Here is a 15,285-nt window from a genome sequence, read left to right on the forward strand (position 1 = left end):
GCCGGCTCAGTCGTCCATCTGCGACTGCAGGTAGTTCTCCAGGCCCACCTTGTCGATCAGTCCCAGCTGGGTTTCCAGCCAGTCGATGTGTTCCTCCTCGGACTCGAGGATATCTTCCAGCAGCTCGCGGCTGCCGTAGTCGCCGACGCTCTCGCAATAGGCGATGGCGACCTTCAGGTCCTGCAGTCCGCTTTGTTCCAGCTTGAGGTCGCACTCGAGCATTTCGCGGGTGTTCTCGCCGATCAGCAGCTTGCCGAGGTCCTGCAGGTTCGGCAGGCCTTCGAGAAAGAGGATGCGCTTGATCAGCTCGTCGGCATGCTTCATCTCGTCGATGGATTCTTTGTATTCATGCTTGCCGAGTTTATCCAGGCCCCAGTCTTCATACATGCGCGCATGCAGGAAGTACTGGTTGATGGCCACCAGTTCGTTGCCGAGAATCTTGTTGAGGTGCTGAATGACCAGCTTATCGCCTTTCATGTGTTTCGCCCTGCCGAAGCGCCGATGGTGGGTGAAGTCTGGCCATGCAGGGGCGGGCTGTCAAACCTAAGTCCTTGAATGCAAAAGGGTAAACCCGAATAAGAATGTTTCTGTTCCGCAGGCGGATAGTAAGCTATTGATTACGGGCACAAAAAAGCCGGGCATCGCCCGGCTGCTTGTTCGGTTCTTTCGTATCAGGCGACGGCGAAGCTGGCCGGATAGGCCAGGGCGACCTGGCTGCTCTGTACGCTGCCCAGCGTTTCGCGGACCACTTTCTTGGCGACGCAGGCGCATTTGCCGCACTGGCTGGCAACGCCGGTCGTTTCACGGACTTCACGGTAGCTGCAGCAGCCTTCGTAGATGGCTTCGCGAAGCTGGCCGTCGGTGACACCCTGGCAGAGACAGACGTACATGAGAACTACCCGTTGAGCCTTGTTGATGGGTGGATGCTAAAAGGAATGAGAATGATTGTCAAAGCTCGTTCGTCGAATCGGTGATAGCCCCCCCGTTGGGCGTCGGCGCTGCGTACCCTGATCGCAGCCTGCGCTCAGGCATGCCGGTAAACGTAGGGTGGGCTTCAGCCCACCGGCAGATGGCCCGGCATCCGTTGTTGGTGGCTTAAGCGGAACGTCGTCCGGCCATCCTGCGGCTGCGCCATCGCTTCTCCTTTACGTCCGTCGACGGATGATGGCGCCCTGCCCAGGGCTGCGCGTAAACTGCCGCTCTTGCCTGATCCTGCCCATATCCCCGTGCCGAAACACCGGATGGATAGCTGTCGCCGTGGAGCTACGCCATGCAGTTGAGCATTCCTACCCTGACGCTGGTGGATATCTATGTGCTGATTCTGCTCGGCACGCTGATGTTCTTCGCCTGGCGCAGTGGGCAGCGGGACCCGACGCTCGGCTGCATGACCCTGATGCTGGCGCTCGGTGCCGTTTCGACGGTGCTCGGCTGCCTGCGCGGCATGGGCATCGATGCGGTGCCCATCGTCCTCGGCAATGTCGCGCTGCAGCTCGCCCTGGCCATGAACTGGACGGCGATGCGGGTGTTCGCCGGGCGGCGCGCCCATCTGCCGGGGATTTTCGCCGGTGCGCTGGTATGGAGCGCTCTATGTCTGCTGCCGTGGTTCTATCAGTCGTTGACGGCGCGGCTGCTGCTCGCTTCGGCGCTGACGATCGGCTACACCGCGCTGGCCATTTTCGAACTCTGGCGAAGCCGGCAGCTGATAGCCGTGTCGCTGCGCCCGGCGCTGGCCCTGATGCTGTTCCACGCGGGCTTCTACCTGGTGCGCATGGTGGTGGATCGGGGGCAGCCTTTCGGCGATCCGCAGCAGGTGCACTTCTTCGCATTCCTGATCTTCGAGACGCTGCTCTACGCCATCGGCATTTCCTTCGTGACCCTGGCCATGGTCCGCGAACGCGCCGAGCTGCAGTACCGGCATGCCTCGCTCAGCGACCCGCTCACCGGTATCGGCAACCGGCGTTCGTTCATCGAGGCGGGCCAGGCGCTGCTGCGACGTTCCCGCGCCCTGGGCCGGCCGGCGACCTTGCTGTTGTGCGATCTGGATTTCTTCAAGCGGCTCAACGACACCTTCGGCCACCAGGCGGGCGACCGTGCGCTGATCGACTTCGGTCGGGTGGTCGCGCAGCGGATGCGTCGGCGGGATGTCTACGGGCGGATCGGCGGCGAGGAATTCGCCTGCCTGCTGGCCGATGCCGATGCGCTGGTCGGCCGGGAGGTGGCCGAGCGCATTCGCGGCGAATTCGCTGCCGTGCCTTTCGCCGAGCAGGGGCGGCTGAGCGTCAGCATTGGCGTGGCGACGACCGCGGCGGCGGGCTACGAGCTCGACGATCTGCTGGCACAGGCGGATCGGGCTCTGTATGCCGCCAAGGCGGCAGGGCGCAACTGTACCCGCGTGGCCGTCGACGGTGGCGAACATAGGGTCTGTTGACGTTTCATGGCGCGCAACCCTTCGGGCCGGACCTGTTGAGATTCCGCACGGTCGCGTCCGGGGCTGCGCTTTGCGTTAGACTGCCTGCCTTTTTTCGACCAAGAAGCCCGCCCATGGCCCTGCAAGCCACACCGTACAAAGTCGAGCTCAATCTCACCGACCTGGATCGTGGGGTCTACGACAACCTGCGCTTCACCGTGGCCCGTCACCCCTCCGAGACCGAGGAGCGGCTGGGCGTGCGGTTGATCGCCTATGCGCTCTGGTACAGCGAGCAACTGGCTTTCGGCCGCGGCCTGTCCGATGTCGACGAGCCGGCGCTGTGGGAAAAGAGCCTGGACGGCCGCGTCCTGCACTGGATCGAGGTGGGCCAGCCGGACGCCGAACGCCTGACCTGGTGCTCGCGGCGTGCCGAACGCGTCAGCCTGGTGGCCTACGGCAACCTGCGGGTCTGGCAGGGCAAGGTGGTGGAAGCGGTGAAGGGGCTGAAGAACCTCTCCATCGCCGCCGTCGATTCCGAATCCCTCGCCGCGCTGGTCAAGGACCTGCCGCGCAGCCTGCAATGGGGCGTGATGATCAGCGACGGCACGCTGTTCATCACCGACGAGCGCGGCCAGTTCGAGGTTTCCCTGCAGTGGCTGCTCGGCGAACGCTGAGTTCCATTCCTTCCGATTTGCTGGCTGACCGAACATGCGCATAGAGCCCCGTCCATTGCCCACGAACCTGCCCGACCTGGGCGACCTGCCGCCGCTGCTCACGCGCCTGTACGCCGCGCGTGGCGTGCTCTCGGTGGCCGAACTGGACAAGGGTCTGGCGCGGCTGATCCCCTATGCCCAGCTCAAGGGCATCGAGGCCGCGGTGGCGCTGCTGGTCGAGGCGCTGGAGAAGCGCCAGCGCATTCTCTTCGTCGGCGATTTCGATGCCGACGGGGCGACGGCGAGTACGGTCGGCGTGCTCGGCCTGCGCCAGCTGGGCGCGGCGCATGTCGACTACCTGGTGCCCAACCGCTTCGAGTACGGCTACGGGCTGACCCCGGAAATCGTCGCCGTGGCGCTGCAGCGCGAGCCGGACCTGCTGGTCACGGTGGACAACGGCATTTCCAGTGTCGACGGCGTGGCCGCGGCCAAGGCGGCCGGGCTCCGCGTGCTGGTCACCGACCATCACCTGCCGGGCCACGAGTTGCCGGCGGCCGATGCCATCGTCAACCCGAACCAGCCGGAGTGCGCCTTCCCCAGCAAATGCATCGCCGGGGTCGGCGTCATCTTCTATGTCTTGCTGGCCTTGCGCGCGCGCCTGCGCGAGCTCGGCTGGTTCGCCCGCAATGGCTGGGCCGAGCCGAACCTGGCCGAACTGCTCGACCTGGTGGCGCTGGGCAGCGTCGCCGACGTGGTGCCGCTGGATGCCAACAACCGCATCCTCGTGCATCAGGGCCTGGCGCGGATTCGTGCCGGCCGCGCGCGGCCGGGGCTGCGGGCGATTCTCGAGGTCGCCAAGCGTGACCATCGGCGAATCACCTCCACCGACCTGGGCTTCATCCTCGGGCCGCGATTGAATGCAGCCGGGCGGCTCGACGACATGTCGCTGGGCATCGAGTGCCTGCTCTGCGAGGACGAGGCGCTCGCACGTGACATGGCGACCCAGCTCGACCAGCTCAACCAGGACCGCAAGAGCATCGAGCAGGGCATGCAGCGCGAGGCGCTGGCCCAGCTCAAGGACCTGCCGCTGGAAGACCTGCCGTTCGGCCTCTGCCTGTTCGAGGCGGACTGGCACCAGGGCGTGATCGGCATCCTCGCCTCGCGGCTGAAGGAGCGCTACCACCGGCCGACCATCGCCTTCGCCGATGCCGGCGACGGCCTGCTCAAGGGCTCGGCGCGTTCGGTGCCGGGTTTCCATATCCGCGATGCGCTGGATGCGGTGGCGGCGCGCCATCCGGGACTGATCAGCAAGTTCGGCGGGCACGCCATGGCGGCCGGCCTGTCGCTGCCGCAGGAACACTTCGGCGCCTTCGCCGCGGCGTTCGATGCCGAGGTGCGCCGCCAGCTGTGCGAGGACGACCTCACCGGGCGGCTGCTCACCGACGGCCAGCTCAGCGTCGAGGAATTCCACCTGGAGCTGGCGCGGGCGCTGCGCAACGCCGGGCCCTGGGGCCAGCACTTTCCCGAGCCGATGTTCCATGGCGTCTTTCAACTGGTGCAGCAGCGCATCGTCGGCGAGCGCCATCTCAAGCTCGTGCTCAAAAGCGAGTGCGGCTCGCTGACGCTGGACGGCATCGCCTTCAACATCGATCGCGAGATCTGGCCGAATCCGACGGTGCGCTGGGCGGAGCTGGCCTACAAACTGGACGTCAACGAATACCGCGGCCAGGAAAGCGTGCAACTGATGGTGGCGCATATCGCCCCGCGCTGAGGGCGCTCGCGGTCGCTTGAAGATTGGCAGCGCTGCTGGGCTGTTTTGATCGTTCGTTTATCCATACGTTGGCCTTTCGAGCGTAGGAGCCAGCTTGCTGGCGACTCGGAACAGCATTGCCGATGATCGCCCGCAAGCTGGCTCCTACAGCATAACGTCCAGTGAGTTAATGAACTAACCAGGCAGACCGCTAGTAGGCTTCTAGTTTTTATCCGCTGAGTGAGAAGTTGCCCATGCGGTTGGCCTCATTCGAACAGCTTGTATTTTCCTTATTTCAGCCATCCAGTATATTGCCCATATATGCAAAGACTGAAAAATGGAACGGCAAGGAGAAGTCCATACCCGTAGGTGATCACAGTGAGTCGTCTCAAGTCTTTCGGGAAGCTGTTGAGGTCGCCTCCATCAAGGCCGCCCTTTTTTAAGTAATGCTTGGGAAAGGTAAGCATGGGCAGCACAAGGCTCACCGTGAGCCATCTGCTAATAGGGTCATTTCTCATCATGGCTTTGCGTAGTACAGCATCTGGACTGTTGTTCAGGTGGGAAAATATGATGTCCAGCTTGAAGTAGGCAATATACATGATAAGTGCATTGCACAAGAGTACTTGAGAGAAAGTCATGATTAATAACCATATGTAGATATTCTTGGCTTCCATGGCTATTTGGTTATCTCGTATATGGCTTCGCCGATTGCTTCGCCACCTTTTCCTCCAAAGTAGCCACCCGCTGCTGAGCCTGCGCCTGCCATAACGACGCCACAGGCTAACCCTCCGATGCCAGTTGTAACTCCAAGCCCGACACATAAAGTCGTGCCTATTGCCCCACCGAATGCCCCGCCAGTAAGCCCTCCTGAAAACTTACCTGCTTCGGTAATGCTGACCTGGCGGCATTGACCTTCGCGGCCTTCGCTGCAGGCTTTTTGAACCACGATGGCTGAAGATCCTGCGCTCAAACCTATTCTAATCCATCCACCAATATGAATGTACTTGGCTGCTTTTGCCACATCATCAATGTGGGTGGCGTAACCTGGAATTCCTTTAGCAGTTCCGGCCTTGCTCCAATGATGAACTAGGCTTCGACTGGAAATTCCAAGCGCGGCCTTCAGCTTTGGGTGATCGGGCATGCCAACACCTTTTCGAACTAGCGATGTCAGGCTGCCGTCTAATTGGCGTAATAGTCGCTTTCGTTCGGAAAAGAATTCGGGGGACTGAAGCTTTCCATGCTGCTGCCAAGTGTTCTGGTGAAGATTCTCAAGTTGCTTTAGTGTTTCCTGTAAATTTTGCAAATACTTGCCAAACATGGCTTCGCCGATTCCAAGGGCACCGGAGCCACTGGTCAAGAACATTTCTATTTCATCTCGGTAGCGCACAAGGAATTTAGCTTCTTCGTCGCTCATGGGGTCGAGCGCTGCATTTACCCTTGCTGCCGCCTCCATGAGCAATGCCTCTTCACGGATACATTGCGTGTTGCGTGGGTCACCCAGAATGGCCATTTGGCCTGGTTTGGCGTAATCGGAGAAATGAGGGTTCAGCGAGCGGAACTTGGCCAGGGCCGCTTCGCTAGGTTGCTCGAATAGCAGACTTTCAAGGGTGGATAGAGATATGGGTTTTTGAATGATATAGAAGCCAGGCTCCGCTGGCTGGGGTAATGTCAGGGGATCGGTTATAGGAGTAGGCGATTGCCTTGGCGCTTGCTGGCGAGTGAATCCACTGAATGAAGGATGTGTCAGGTCTTTGTAACGCCCCAGATAGTCATCGCTTAACGGGCTGAACGGATTTGAGCTTACTAGCAGCCAATCGCCTCTTTCGACCTTCTCCAGGATGCGGTCCTGGAAGAACAGGTAGTCGTTGGCGGTGGCTCCGCACTCTTCAATAAGGTCGATAAGCCCCCAAAGTTGCGTTGGGCAAGACAACGCGCTGCGAATGCTTGGTACGGCAAAAAAAGGACTTTCGATGTTGTGAAGGCTGACGCTTCGAATGTGTTTACGGCGGATGAGTCGTTCCATGGCGGTTCTCCTTGTGCTCCTGCGTGTAGAGGAATGGACCCTACAACGCGCATTTCCTTAAAGCTATGAAACAGTCCTCGTCATGAACTCCGATATGAGATCGACGCGGTTATGACGCACGAAGCGTGCTCACATCTCAGTGAACTGGCTTTTGGGGCAGGCTGGCGAAGTGCCGTTCCGGACATAGGACGAAGCTGGGCACGGCCGGGGAAACAGTCTCTACTGAAGACTGTCCAACCCGCATTCACGACAGTAGAGGCCGCCATGTCCCAGCTCTTCCAACCCCTTACCCTGCGCCAGCTGACGCTGCCCAATCGCATCGCCGTGTCGCCCATGTGCCAATACTCGGCGAAGGCCGGCATGGCCAACGATTGGCACCTCGTGCACCTCGGCAGCCGTGCCGTGGGCGGCGCCGGGCTGGTGATCGTCGAAGCGACGGCGGTGAGCCCCGATGGGCGCATCTCGCCCGAGGATCTGGGCATCTGGTCGGATGCGCATGTCGAGCCGCTGCGGCGCATCACCCGCTTCATCGAGGCGCAAGGCGCCGTCGCTGGCGTGCAGCTGGCGCATGCCGGGCGCAAGGCCAGTACCTGGCGGCCCTGGCTCGGCAAGCACGGCAGCGTACCGATCGCCGCCGGCGGCTGGACCCCGGTCGGGCCTTCGAGCATCGCCTTCGATCCTGAGCACGCCGTGCCGACGGCGCTGGACGAGGCCGCCATCGCGGCGATCGTGCGGGCCTTCGTCGAGGCGGCCGAACGTTCGCTGGCGGCCGGCTTCAAGATTGCCGAGATACACGCCGCCCATGGCTATCTGCTGCATCAGTTTCTATCGCCGCTCTCCAATCAGCGCCAGGACCAGTACGGCGGCTCGTTCGACAATCGCATTCGCCTGCTGCTGGAAGTGACGGCGGCGGTGCGCGAGGTCTGGCCACAGGAGCTGCCGCTGTTCGTTCGGCTGTCGGCCACCGACTGGGTCGACGATGGCTGGAACGCCGACGAAACCGTGGAGCTTGCGCGGCGGCTGCGGGACGTCGGCGCGGATCTGATCGATGTTTCATCTGGCGGGACCGCCGCCAACGCCGATATTCCGGTCGGCCCGGGCTACCAGACCCAGTTCGCCGAGCGCGTGCGCAAGGAAGCGGGGATCGCCACCGGCACGGTGGGCATGATCACCGAGGCGGTGCAGGCCGAGCACATCCTGCGCACCGGCCAGGCCGACCTGATCCTGCTGGCCCGCGAGCTGCTGCGCGATCCGTACTGGCCGCTGCACGCCGCCGAGTATCTGCGTGATAATTCGGTGGCCTGGCCGGCGCAATACGTACGTGCGGCGCATCGCGATACACCGATTCGCCAGGTGCCCGAGTCGTTCGACTGAGCATTCAGGACAAATTCCATCCGTATGGGGACTTCGATGAAAACCAGTGGCCTTCTCGATCAACTGCTCAGGTCCGGACAGGACCTGTTGCAGAAGCAGCAATCCGGCGCGAGTGGCAAGCCCGGCAACGGTGGCTTGAGCGATCTGCTCTCCGGCGTCGGCGGCGGTTCGCTCGGCAATGTCCTGTCCGGTGCGGGCGGTGGTGCGCTGGCGGCCGGGGCCATGGGCCTGCTGCTGGGCAATCGCAAGGTGCGCAAGCTGGGCGGCAAGGCGGTGACCTATGGCGGCCTGGCGGCGCTCGGTGTGCTGGCCTACAAGGCCTACAGCAACTGGCAGGCGCAGCAGGGCGTAGCGACCCGGCAGGCGCCGCAGACGCTCGATCGGCGTCCGCCAGCCGAGGTCGAGCTGCACAGCGAGGGTATTCTCAAGGCGCTGGTGGCAGCGGCCAAGGCCGATGGTCACGTCGATGCCCGCGAGCGCCAGTTGATCGAAGCCGAGCTGGCCAAGCTGGCTGGCGATGCCGAGCTGCAGCACTGGCTGGAATCGGAGCTGAACAAGCCGCTCGACCCGGTCGATGTGGCGGCCGCTGCGAAGACGCCGGAAATGGCCGCCGAGATGTATCTGGCCAGCGTGCTGATGGTGGACGAGCAGCATTTCATGGAGCGCGCCTACCTCGACGAGCTGGCGCGCCGGCTCGAGCTCGATCCCCAGCTCAAGGCCGAACTGGAAAGCCAGGTGCGTGGTGTGAGTGCCTGATCAAGCCTTGCGCGCGACGATCGCCTGCCGGGGCGCCCGGCGGGCTGTCAGCGCGGGTCTGCTGCGTTATAATCGTCGGCTTTTCGAAACGTCCGATTGAGAGCTGCCCACCATGGAAATCAACCCGATCCTCAACAGCATCAAGGACCTGTCCGAGCGCACCCAGTCGATTCGGGGGTATCTTTGACTACGATCAGAAGCATGATCGTCTCGTCGAAGTAAACCGCGAACTCGAAGACCCGAACGTCTGGAACAACCCCGAATACGCCCAGAACCTTGGCCGTGAGCGCGCCACCCTGGCGCAGATCGTCGAAACCATCGACGACCTCGACGGCGGTCTGGCCGATTCCCGTGACCTGCTCGACATGGCCGTCGAAGAAGACGACCAGGGCGCCGTGGATGATGTCGCGGCCGAGCTGGATCGCCTGCGCGGCATTCTCGAAGGTCTGGAATTCCGCCGCATGTTCAGCGGCGACATGGACCCCAACAACGCCTATCTCGATATCCAGGCCGGTTCCGGCGGCACCGAGGCTCAGGACTGGGCCAACATGCTGCTGCGCATGTACCTGCGCTGGGCCGACAAGCACGGCTTCGACGCCACCATCATCGAGCTGTCCGAAGGCGAAGTCGCCGGCATCAAGGGTGCGACCCTGCACATCAAGGGTGAGTACGCCTTCGGCTGGCTGCGTACCGAAATCGGCGTGCATCGCCTGGTGCGCAAGAGCCCGTTCGACTCCGGCAACCGTCGCCATACCTCGTTTACCGCGGTATTCGTCTCGCCGGAAATCGATGACAACATCGAGATCGAGATCAACCCGTCCGACCTGCGCATCGACACCTACCGTTCCTCCGGCGCCGGTGGTCAGCACGTAAACACCACCGATTCGGCCGTGCGTATCACCCACGTACCGACCAACACCGTGGTGGCGTGCCAGAACGAGCGTTCCCAGCACGCCAACAAGGACACCGCCATGAAGATGCTGCGGGCCAAGTTGTACGAGCAGGAGATGCAGAAGCGCAACGCCGCCTCGCAGGCACTGGAAGACTCCAAGTCGGATATCGGCTGGGGCCACCAGATCCGCTCCTACGTGCTCGACCAGTCGCGCATCAAGGATCTGCGTACCGGCGTCGAGCGCAGCGACTGCGACAAGGTGCTGGACGGGGATATTGACGAGTACCTCGAAGCCAGTCTCAAGCAAGGGCTGTAAGCCTTGCCGGGCACCCGAACGGAACGACCGTAGAGTGCGGCGGCCCGGCATGACCGGGCACCGCGTTGGTGGGCTGAAATCCACCCTGCTTGAGTTCCGCGTGTCCAGATGTAGGGTGGGCTTCAGCCCACCAAAAGAGGGACAGGGTCCCTGGTGGGCTGAAGCGAAACGCCTTCCGGAAGACTCAACCCAGGATTCATCCATTCGATCCAGGCATTTTGAAACCATGAGCGAACAACCGCTGAACCAGCACGCCATCCACGAGGAAGAGAACAAGCTGATTGCCCTGCGCAAGGAAAAGCTTGCAGCCGTGCGCGAGCAGGGCAACGCCTTCCCCAACGACTTCCGTCGTGACAGCTATGCAGGCGACCTGCAGAAACAGTACGCCGAGAAGACCAAGGAGGAGCTGGAAGCGGCCGCCGTTGCGGTCAAGGTGGCCGGGCGCATCATGCTCAACCGTGGCGCCTTCATGGTCATCCAGGACATGAGCGGGCGCATCCAGGTCTACGTCGATCGCAAGACCCTGCCGGCCGAGCAACTGGAGGCGGTCAAGCACTTCGACCTGGGCGACATCATCGCTGCCGAAGGCACCCTGGCGCGTTCCGGCAAGGGCGACCTGTACGTCTACATGAGCAGCGTGCGCCTGCTGACCAAGTCGCTGCGGCCGCTGCCGGACAAGTTTCACGGCCTGACCGACACCGAGCAGCGCTACCGCCAGCGCTATGTCGACCTGATCGTCAACGAGGACGTCCGCGAGACCTTCCGCGTGCGCTCCCAGGTCATCGCGCACGTCCGCAAGTTTCTCGCCGAGCGCGATTTCCTCGAAGTGGAAACGCCGATGCTGCAGACCATCCCCGGCGGCGCCGCGGCCAAGCCGTTCGAGACCCACCACAACGCACTGGACATGCCGATGTTCCTGCGCATCGCGCCGGAGCTCTATCTCAAGCGGCTGGTGGTCGGTGGCTTCGAGCGGGTGTTCGAGATCAATCGCAACTTCCGCAACGAAGGCGTCTCGACCCGGCACAACCCCGAGTTCACCATGCTCGAGTTCTACCAGGCCTACGCCGACTACGAAGACAACATGGACCTGACCGAGGCGCTGTTCCGCGAGCTGGCCCAGGCCGTGCTCGGCAGCACCGACGTGCCCTACGGCGACAAGGTGTTCCATTTCGGCGAGCCGTTCGCGCGGCTGTCGGTGTTCGACTCGATCCTCGCGTACAACCCGGATATCTCGGCCACCGATCTCAACGACCTGGACAAGGCCCGCGCCATCGCCAAGAAGGCCGGCGCCAAGCTGCTCGGCCACGAGGGCCTGGGCAAGCTGCAGGTGATGATCTTCGAGGAACTGGTCGAGCATAAGCTGGAGCAGCCGACCTTCATCACCGAGTACCCGTTCGAAGTGTCGCCACTGGCGCGGCGCAACGACCGCAATCCGAACGTCACCGATCGTTTCGAGCTGTTCATCGGTGGCCGCGAGATCGCCAACGCCTATTCCGAGCTCAACGACGCCGAGGACCAGGCCGAGCGCTTCCACGCCCAGGTGGCCGACAAGGATGCCGGCGACGACGAGGCCATGCACTTCGACGCCGACTTCGTCCGCGCGCTGGAATACGGCATGCCGCCGACCGCGGGCGAGGGTATCGGCATCGATCGCCTGGTGATGCTGCTGACCAACTCGCCTTCGATCCGCGACGTGATTCTCTTCCCGCATATGCGTCCGGAGCTGTGATCGACGCCATGGGCTGGACGGGGTGTGCGGTGGTTCAATGATCGTTGGGCTTCGCGTTGTTCAACCTGGGCGGTCCCACCCAACCTGCGTGTACCGGTAGGTTGGGTTGAGCGAAGCGAAGCCCGACGCAGGCGTGTCGATCAATGACTGCAGGTAAGCACTCATGAACACCCGTAACAACCTGGACGACTACCAGACCATCGTGCGCGCGCTGTCCGACCGCATCGTCGAGGCGCAGACCCCGGTGCGCGTGCTGGATGCGGTGAAGTGGGACGAGAGCATCCGCCAGGGCTTCTTCGCCGCCAAGGGACGCGAGCTGCCGAAGATCGATCGCGGTTATTACCAGGGCCGCCCGCTGGCGTTCGACTCCAGCGCGAAGAAGCAGGAGTTCCAGGACATCGAGCGCGACATCACCCGTCAGCTCGGCCAGTTCAACCCGGTCGGGCAGATCATGCGGCGCATGTGCAAGGAATACCGCATGGTCATCCGCATGCTCGAGGCGCGCGGCACACCGGACTTCGGCATGATCTCCCAGGAGCTCTACGGCGCGGCGTCCGATGCCTTCCATGCCGGCGACCCGACCCTGGCCGATCTCGGCCTGATGCTTTCCGACTACCTGAACAACATCGCCGATCGCGGCGACCTGCGTGACGAGCCGAAGAATCTCACCGCGCCGCAGGCGGTCGAGCTGCTGCAGAAGCGGCTGGATGTGGTGTTCGGCGAAGGCGAGGGGGTGATCCGCGTCTTCGAGTCCGACGGCATCCTCGCCGATGCGGCGGCCGGTGCCGACTACATCAAGATCCGCAGCGACGCGTTGTTCAACGAGCGCGACGTGCGCGCGCTCGAGGTCCACGAAGGGCTGGTGCACGTCGGCACCACGCTCAACGGACAGAACCAGCCGATCTGCACCTTCCTCGCCAAGGGCCCGCCGTCGTCCACGGTGACCCAGGAAGGCCTGGCGATCCTGATGGAGGTGATCGCCTTCGCCTCCTACCCGACGCGCCTGCGCAAGCTGACCAATCGCACGCGCGCCATCCACATGGCCGAGGAGGGCGCCGATTTCCTCGACGTGTTCGGCTTCTTCCGCGAGCAGGGCTACGCCGAAGACGACAGCTACAGCAACGCCAGTCGCGTGTTCCGCGGCTCGACGCCCGATGGCCTGCCCTTCACCAAGGACCTGTCGTACCTGAAGGGCTTCATCATGATCTACAACTACATCCAGCTCGCCGTGCGCAAGGGCCGCCTCGAGCAGATCCCGCTGCTGTTCTGTGGCAAGACCACCCTGGAGGACATGCGCACCCTGCGCCAACTGGTGGACGAGGGCATGGTGGTGCCGCCCAGGTACCTGCCGCAGCAGTTCCAGGACCTCAACGCACTGTCGGCCTGGATGTGTTTTTCCAACTTCCTCAACCACCTGAGCCTGGATCGCATCGAAGCCGACTACGCGAATATCCTCTGAGCTACGGGCTACGGATTCACGAGGCGTCGGGCGGTGGTAAGCCGTTCGAGCGCCATGCCACGTCATCTCTGCAACAATGCGCTTCTTTACCCAGACGAGATCGTCCATGTCCGAACGCAATCCCATTCCGTTGATCCTCACCGCCATCGGCAGCGTCATCGGTACCGTCGCCGTACTGACCTATTACGGCTACGTGCACATCGCCAAACCCGAGGATGCACTGCTGCTGGCCGACTACACGATGCTCAAGACCATACCCGGCGAGGATTACCGGGTGTCGTTGAAGCCGGCCGCGCAGGTGGCGCAGTGCATCGATGGCGTACTGGTGCTGTTCGACACCGAGCAGAAGGGCCTTACCGGCGTGCTCGTGGACAACAGGAAGCGCGCCGTCCGCTGCATGGAAGAGCGTGCCCCGGCGGGCTTGTTGCAATGACGGCGCGGCGGGACCGGTGCTTGGCACCGATCTCGCTACGATACGCTGCGAAGCAGGGCGCTCCCAGGGCGGCGGCCGCGCTGGGAGCGTCCGGGTACGGCGCCGAATCGATCAGCGCATCGACGAGCGCGGCGCCACCGGCTTGTTATCGTCCGAGATGGTGACTTCCACCCGGCGATTCATGGCGCGCCCCGACGAGGTGCCGTTGCTGGCCACCGGGTATTCCTTGCCATAACCCTGGGCGACGATGCGCGCCGGGTCCACGCCCATCTTGACCAGCGCCATGCGCACGGCATCGGCGCGGCGTTCGGAGAGGCGCTGGTTGTATTCGGCCGAGCCGGTGCTGTCGGTATAGCCCTCGACGATCACCTTGCGCTCGGGGTTCTCGTTGAGGAAGTCGGCGAGCGTCTGCACGCTGCGCATGCCGCCGGGCTTGAGTTCGGCACGGTCGTAATCGAACAGCACGTCGCCGAAGGTCACCAGCGTACCGCGCTCGGTCTGCTTGGCCTGCATGTCTTCCTGCAGCTTGCGGATCTGCGCGTCGCGGGCTTCCAGGCGTGCTTCGGCGCGTTGTGCCGAAGTCTTGCCCAGATCCTGTTCGGCCGTGCGCAGGGCGATGGTCTGCTCGGCCAGTTCGATGCGGCGTTGGGCCAGGTAGGCCAACTGGTCTACCGTCTCTTCATCGGCATCGTCCAGATAGGCCTTGTTGGCCCGGTCCAGCATGTTGCTGGCGTCCTGGGTTTCCAGCGCCGCGAGTTTGCTGGCGCGCGGGTCGCTCTGCAGCGTCGAGAAGCTGCTGCGCGCGTCCTCGAGGTTGGGGTTGGGCTGGGTTGCGCAGGCCACCAGGCCGATGCTCAGGGCCAGCAGGGTCGGTAGGGTTACGAGCTTGTGCATGACGGAATCATCCTTTGGCAGTAGTGGAACGACGGTCTGGACACGGGATCAGCGAACGTTGCGCATGCCTTCTTCGCGCAGTTCGCGGATGCCCTGCTGTGCGTCCTCGACGGCCTTCTGGGCCTTGGCCGCCTCGGCCTTGCGTTCGGCGACGCGGGCGTCCCATTCGGCCTGCTCGGCCAGCTTGCGGGCCTCGTCGTAGTTTTCCTTCTGCATGGCCAGTTCGGCCTGCTTCCACTTTTCCTGCGCGGCGCGCATTTCCACGGCGGCGTATTCCGGCCCACCGGCGCTGACCGCGCTGCGTACCGCCGATTCGGTCACGGCGAACTGTTCCTTCGGCGGGTTGCCGGCGCATGCACTCAGCAGCAGGCCACCGAGCGCAAGGGCTGCCAGCTTGGGTAGCTGAAATCTCGAAGCGGGGGTTTCGACAGCTTTGTTCATGGTCAGTCTCCAGTACGAATTTGCCTGACGGGTACCAATGACGTCCCGAAGTTTCCGGTCCCCACGAGGGGGTATGAAATACCGAGACATAGTTTTGGGAGGCCGGGGGGCGTCAATCGTTCCGTTGAGGTTGCCGCGCCAGAGCCTGCGCTGGTGAA

15 protein-coding genes are annotated in these 15,285 nt (G+C 63.0%); 9 read left to right on the forward strand and 6 right to left on the reverse strand.

The window, feature by feature from the left end:
* Nucleotides 1–6 precede the first annotated feature (6 nt).
* Nucleotides 7–477, reverse strand: coding sequence for a bacterioferritin (bfr, locus tag IN820_RS04590; RefSeq protein WP_193679846.1), 471 nt, complete (start codon nucleotides 475–477; stop codon nucleotides 7–9).
* A 194-nt stretch (nucleotides 478–671) separates the two neighbouring features.
* On the reverse strand, nucleotides 672–890 hold the full coding sequence (locus IN820_RS04595) for a bacterioferritin-associated ferredoxin (RefSeq protein WP_193679847.1): 219 nt from the start codon (nucleotides 888–890) through the stop codon (nucleotides 672–674).
* Nucleotides 891–1,270: 380 nt separating this feature from the next.
* Between IN820_RS04595 and IN820_RS04600 the strand changes: the two genes are divergently transcribed.
* The 3 genes from IN820_RS04600 to recJ all read left to right on the forward strand — a co-directional run bounded on the left by IN820_RS04600 (nucleotide 1,271) and on the right by recJ (nucleotide 4,831).
* Nucleotides 1,271–2,428 carry a GGDEF domain-containing protein gene (locus tag IN820_RS04600; RefSeq protein ID WP_193679848.1) on the forward strand — a complete coding sequence of 386 codons (1,158 nt, stop codon included), beginning with the start codon at nucleotides 1,271–1,273 and terminating at the stop codon, nucleotides 2,426–2,428.
* A 113-nt stretch (nucleotides 2,429–2,541) separates the two neighbouring features.
* On the forward strand, nucleotides 2,542–3,081 hold the full coding sequence (locus tag IN820_RS04605; RefSeq protein WP_193679849.1) for a YaeQ family protein: 540 nt from the start codon (nucleotides 2,542–2,544) through the stop codon (nucleotides 3,079–3,081).
* 34 nt (nucleotides 3,082–3,115) lie between these two features.
* A complete protein-coding gene (gene recJ / locus IN820_RS04610; RefSeq protein ID WP_193679850.1) occupies nucleotides 3,116–4,831 on the forward strand; it encodes a single-stranded-DNA-specific exonuclease RecJ in 1,716 nt (571 codons plus the stop codon).
* A gap of 269 nt (nucleotides 4,832–5,100) precedes the next feature.
* Here recJ and IN820_RS04615 read toward each other — a convergent pair whose 3' ends face one another.
* Together IN820_RS04615 and IN820_RS04620 are read right to left on the reverse strand one after the other, a co-directional pair.
* The gene (locus IN820_RS04615; protein WP_193679851.1) at nucleotides 5,101–5,484 is read right to left on the reverse strand and encodes a hypothetical protein; all 384 of its coding nucleotides are present in this window, start codon (nucleotides 5,482–5,484) and stop codon (nucleotides 5,101–5,103) included.
* 2 nt (nucleotides 5,485–5,486) lie between these two features.
* Nucleotides 5,487–6,833, reverse strand: coding sequence for a hypothetical protein (locus tag IN820_RS04620; protein WP_193679852.1), 1,347 nt, complete (start codon nucleotides 6,831–6,833; stop codon nucleotides 5,487–5,489).
* 264 nt (nucleotides 6,834–7,097) lie between these two features.
* On the opposite strand from IN820_RS04620, the gene IN820_RS04625 reads away from it, so the two are divergent.
* The 6 genes from IN820_RS04625 (at nucleotide 7,098) to IN820_RS04650 (ending at nucleotide 13,792) form a co-directional block, all read left to right on the forward strand.
* A complete protein-coding gene (locus IN820_RS04625) occupies nucleotides 7,098–8,207 on the forward strand; it encodes an NADH:flavin oxidoreductase/NADH oxidase (RefSeq protein WP_193679853.1) in 1,110 nt (369 codons plus the stop codon).
* 36 nt (nucleotides 8,208–8,243) lie between these two features.
* Complete coding sequence (locus tag IN820_RS04630; protein ID WP_193679854.1) at nucleotides 8,244–8,963, forward strand: tellurite resistance TerB family protein; 720 nt, start codon at nucleotides 8,244–8,246, stop codon at nucleotides 8,961–8,963.
* A gap of 112 nt (nucleotides 8,964–9,075) precedes the next feature.
* A protein-coding gene (gene prfB / locus IN820_RS04635) for a peptide chain release factor 2 (RefSeq protein ID WP_193679855.1) occupies nucleotides 9,076–10,171 on the forward strand; the annotation gives its coding sequence in 2 pieces (ribosomal slippage) (nucleotides 9,076–9,147 and nucleotides 9,149–10,171; 1,095 coding nt in all).
* 226 nt (nucleotides 10,172–10,397) lie between these two features.
* On the forward strand, nucleotides 10,398–11,900 hold the full coding sequence (lysS, locus tag IN820_RS04640; RefSeq protein WP_193679856.1) for a lysine--tRNA ligase: 1,503 nt from the start codon (nucleotides 10,398–10,400) through the stop codon (nucleotides 11,898–11,900).
* A gap of 163 nt (nucleotides 11,901–12,063) precedes the next feature.
* Complete coding sequence (locus IN820_RS04645) at nucleotides 12,064–13,359, forward strand: flavohemoglobin expression-modulating QEGLA motif protein (RefSeq protein WP_193679857.1); 1,296 nt, start codon at nucleotides 12,064–12,066, stop codon at nucleotides 13,357–13,359.
* Nucleotides 13,360–13,465: 106 nt separating this feature from the next.
* Nucleotides 13,466–13,792: a hypothetical protein gene (locus IN820_RS04650; protein WP_193679858.1), complete on the forward strand. Its 327-nt coding sequence runs from the start codon at nucleotides 13,466–13,468 to the stop codon at nucleotides 13,790–13,792.
* Nucleotides 13,793–13,903: 111 nt separating this feature from the next.
* Here the strand turns inward: IN820_RS04650 and IN820_RS04655 are convergent, their stop codons facing one another.
* Both IN820_RS04655 and IN820_RS04660 read right to left on the reverse strand, forming a co-directional pair.
* Nucleotides 13,904–14,686 (reverse strand): OmpA family protein, encoded by a 783-nt coding sequence (locus tag IN820_RS04655; RefSeq protein ID WP_193679859.1) that lies wholly within the window; start codon nucleotides 14,684–14,686, stop codon nucleotides 13,904–13,906.
* Between the two features lie 48 nt (nucleotides 14,687–14,734).
* A complete protein-coding gene (locus tag IN820_RS04660; RefSeq protein ID WP_193679860.1) occupies nucleotides 14,735–15,127 on the reverse strand; it encodes a DUF4398 domain-containing protein in 393 nt (130 codons plus the stop codon).
* Nucleotides 15,128–15,285: the final 158 nt, after the last annotated feature.

Source organism: Pseudomonas lopnurensis, assembly GCF_015070855.1.
Lineage (GTDB): Bacteria > Pseudomonadota > Gammaproteobacteria > Pseudomonadales > Pseudomonadaceae > Stutzerimonas > Stutzerimonas lopnurensis.

Coding starts and splice junctions, on each gene's coding strand:
- IN820_RS04645 (WP_193679857.1), top strand. CDS start 12,064: ATGAACACCCGTAACAACCTGGACGACTACCAGACCATCGTGCGCGCG.
- lysS (WP_193679856.1), top strand. CDS start 10,398: ATGAGCGAACAACCGCTGAACCAGCACGCCATCCACGAGGAAGAGAAC.
- IN820_RS04615 (WP_193679851.1), bottom strand. CDS start 5,484: ATGGAAGCCAAGAATATCTACATATGGTTATTAATCATGACTTTCTCT.
- IN820_RS04620 (WP_193679852.1), bottom strand. CDS start 6,833: ATGGAACGACTCATCCGCCGTAAACACATTCGAAGCGTCAGCCTTCAC.
- IN820_RS04595 (WP_193679847.1), bottom strand. CDS start 890: ATGTACGTCTGTCTCTGCCAGGGTGTCACCGACGGCCAGCTTCGCGAA.
- IN820_RS04650 (WP_193679858.1), top strand. CDS start 13,466: ATGTCCGAACGCAATCCCATTCCGTTGATCCTCACCGCCATCGGCAGC.
- IN820_RS04625 (WP_193679853.1), top strand. CDS start 7,098: ATGTCCCAGCTCTTCCAACCCCTTACCCTGCGCCAGCTGACGCTGCCC.
- recJ (WP_193679850.1), top strand. CDS start 3,116: ATGCGCATAGAGCCCCGTCCATTGCCCACGAACCTGCCCGACCTGGGC.
- IN820_RS04660 (WP_193679860.1), bottom strand. CDS start 15,127: ATGAACAAAGCTGTCGAAACCCCCGCTTCGAGATTTCAGCTACCCAAG.
- bfr (WP_193679846.1), bottom strand. CDS start 477: ATGAAAGGCGATAAGCTGGTCATTCAGCACCTCAACAAGATTCTCGGC.
- IN820_RS04605 (WP_193679849.1), top strand. CDS start 2,542: ATGGCCCTGCAAGCCACACCGTACAAAGTCGAGCTCAATCTCACCGAC.
- IN820_RS04600 (WP_193679848.1), top strand. CDS start 1,271: ATGCAGTTGAGCATTCCTACCCTGACGCTGGTGGATATCTATGTGCTG.
- IN820_RS04655 (WP_193679859.1), bottom strand. CDS start 14,686: ATGCACAAGCTCGTAACCCTACCGACCCTGCTGGCCCTGAGCATCGGC.
- IN820_RS04630 (WP_193679854.1), top strand. CDS start 8,244: ATGAAAACCAGTGGCCTTCTCGATCAACTGCTCAGGTCCGGACAGGAC.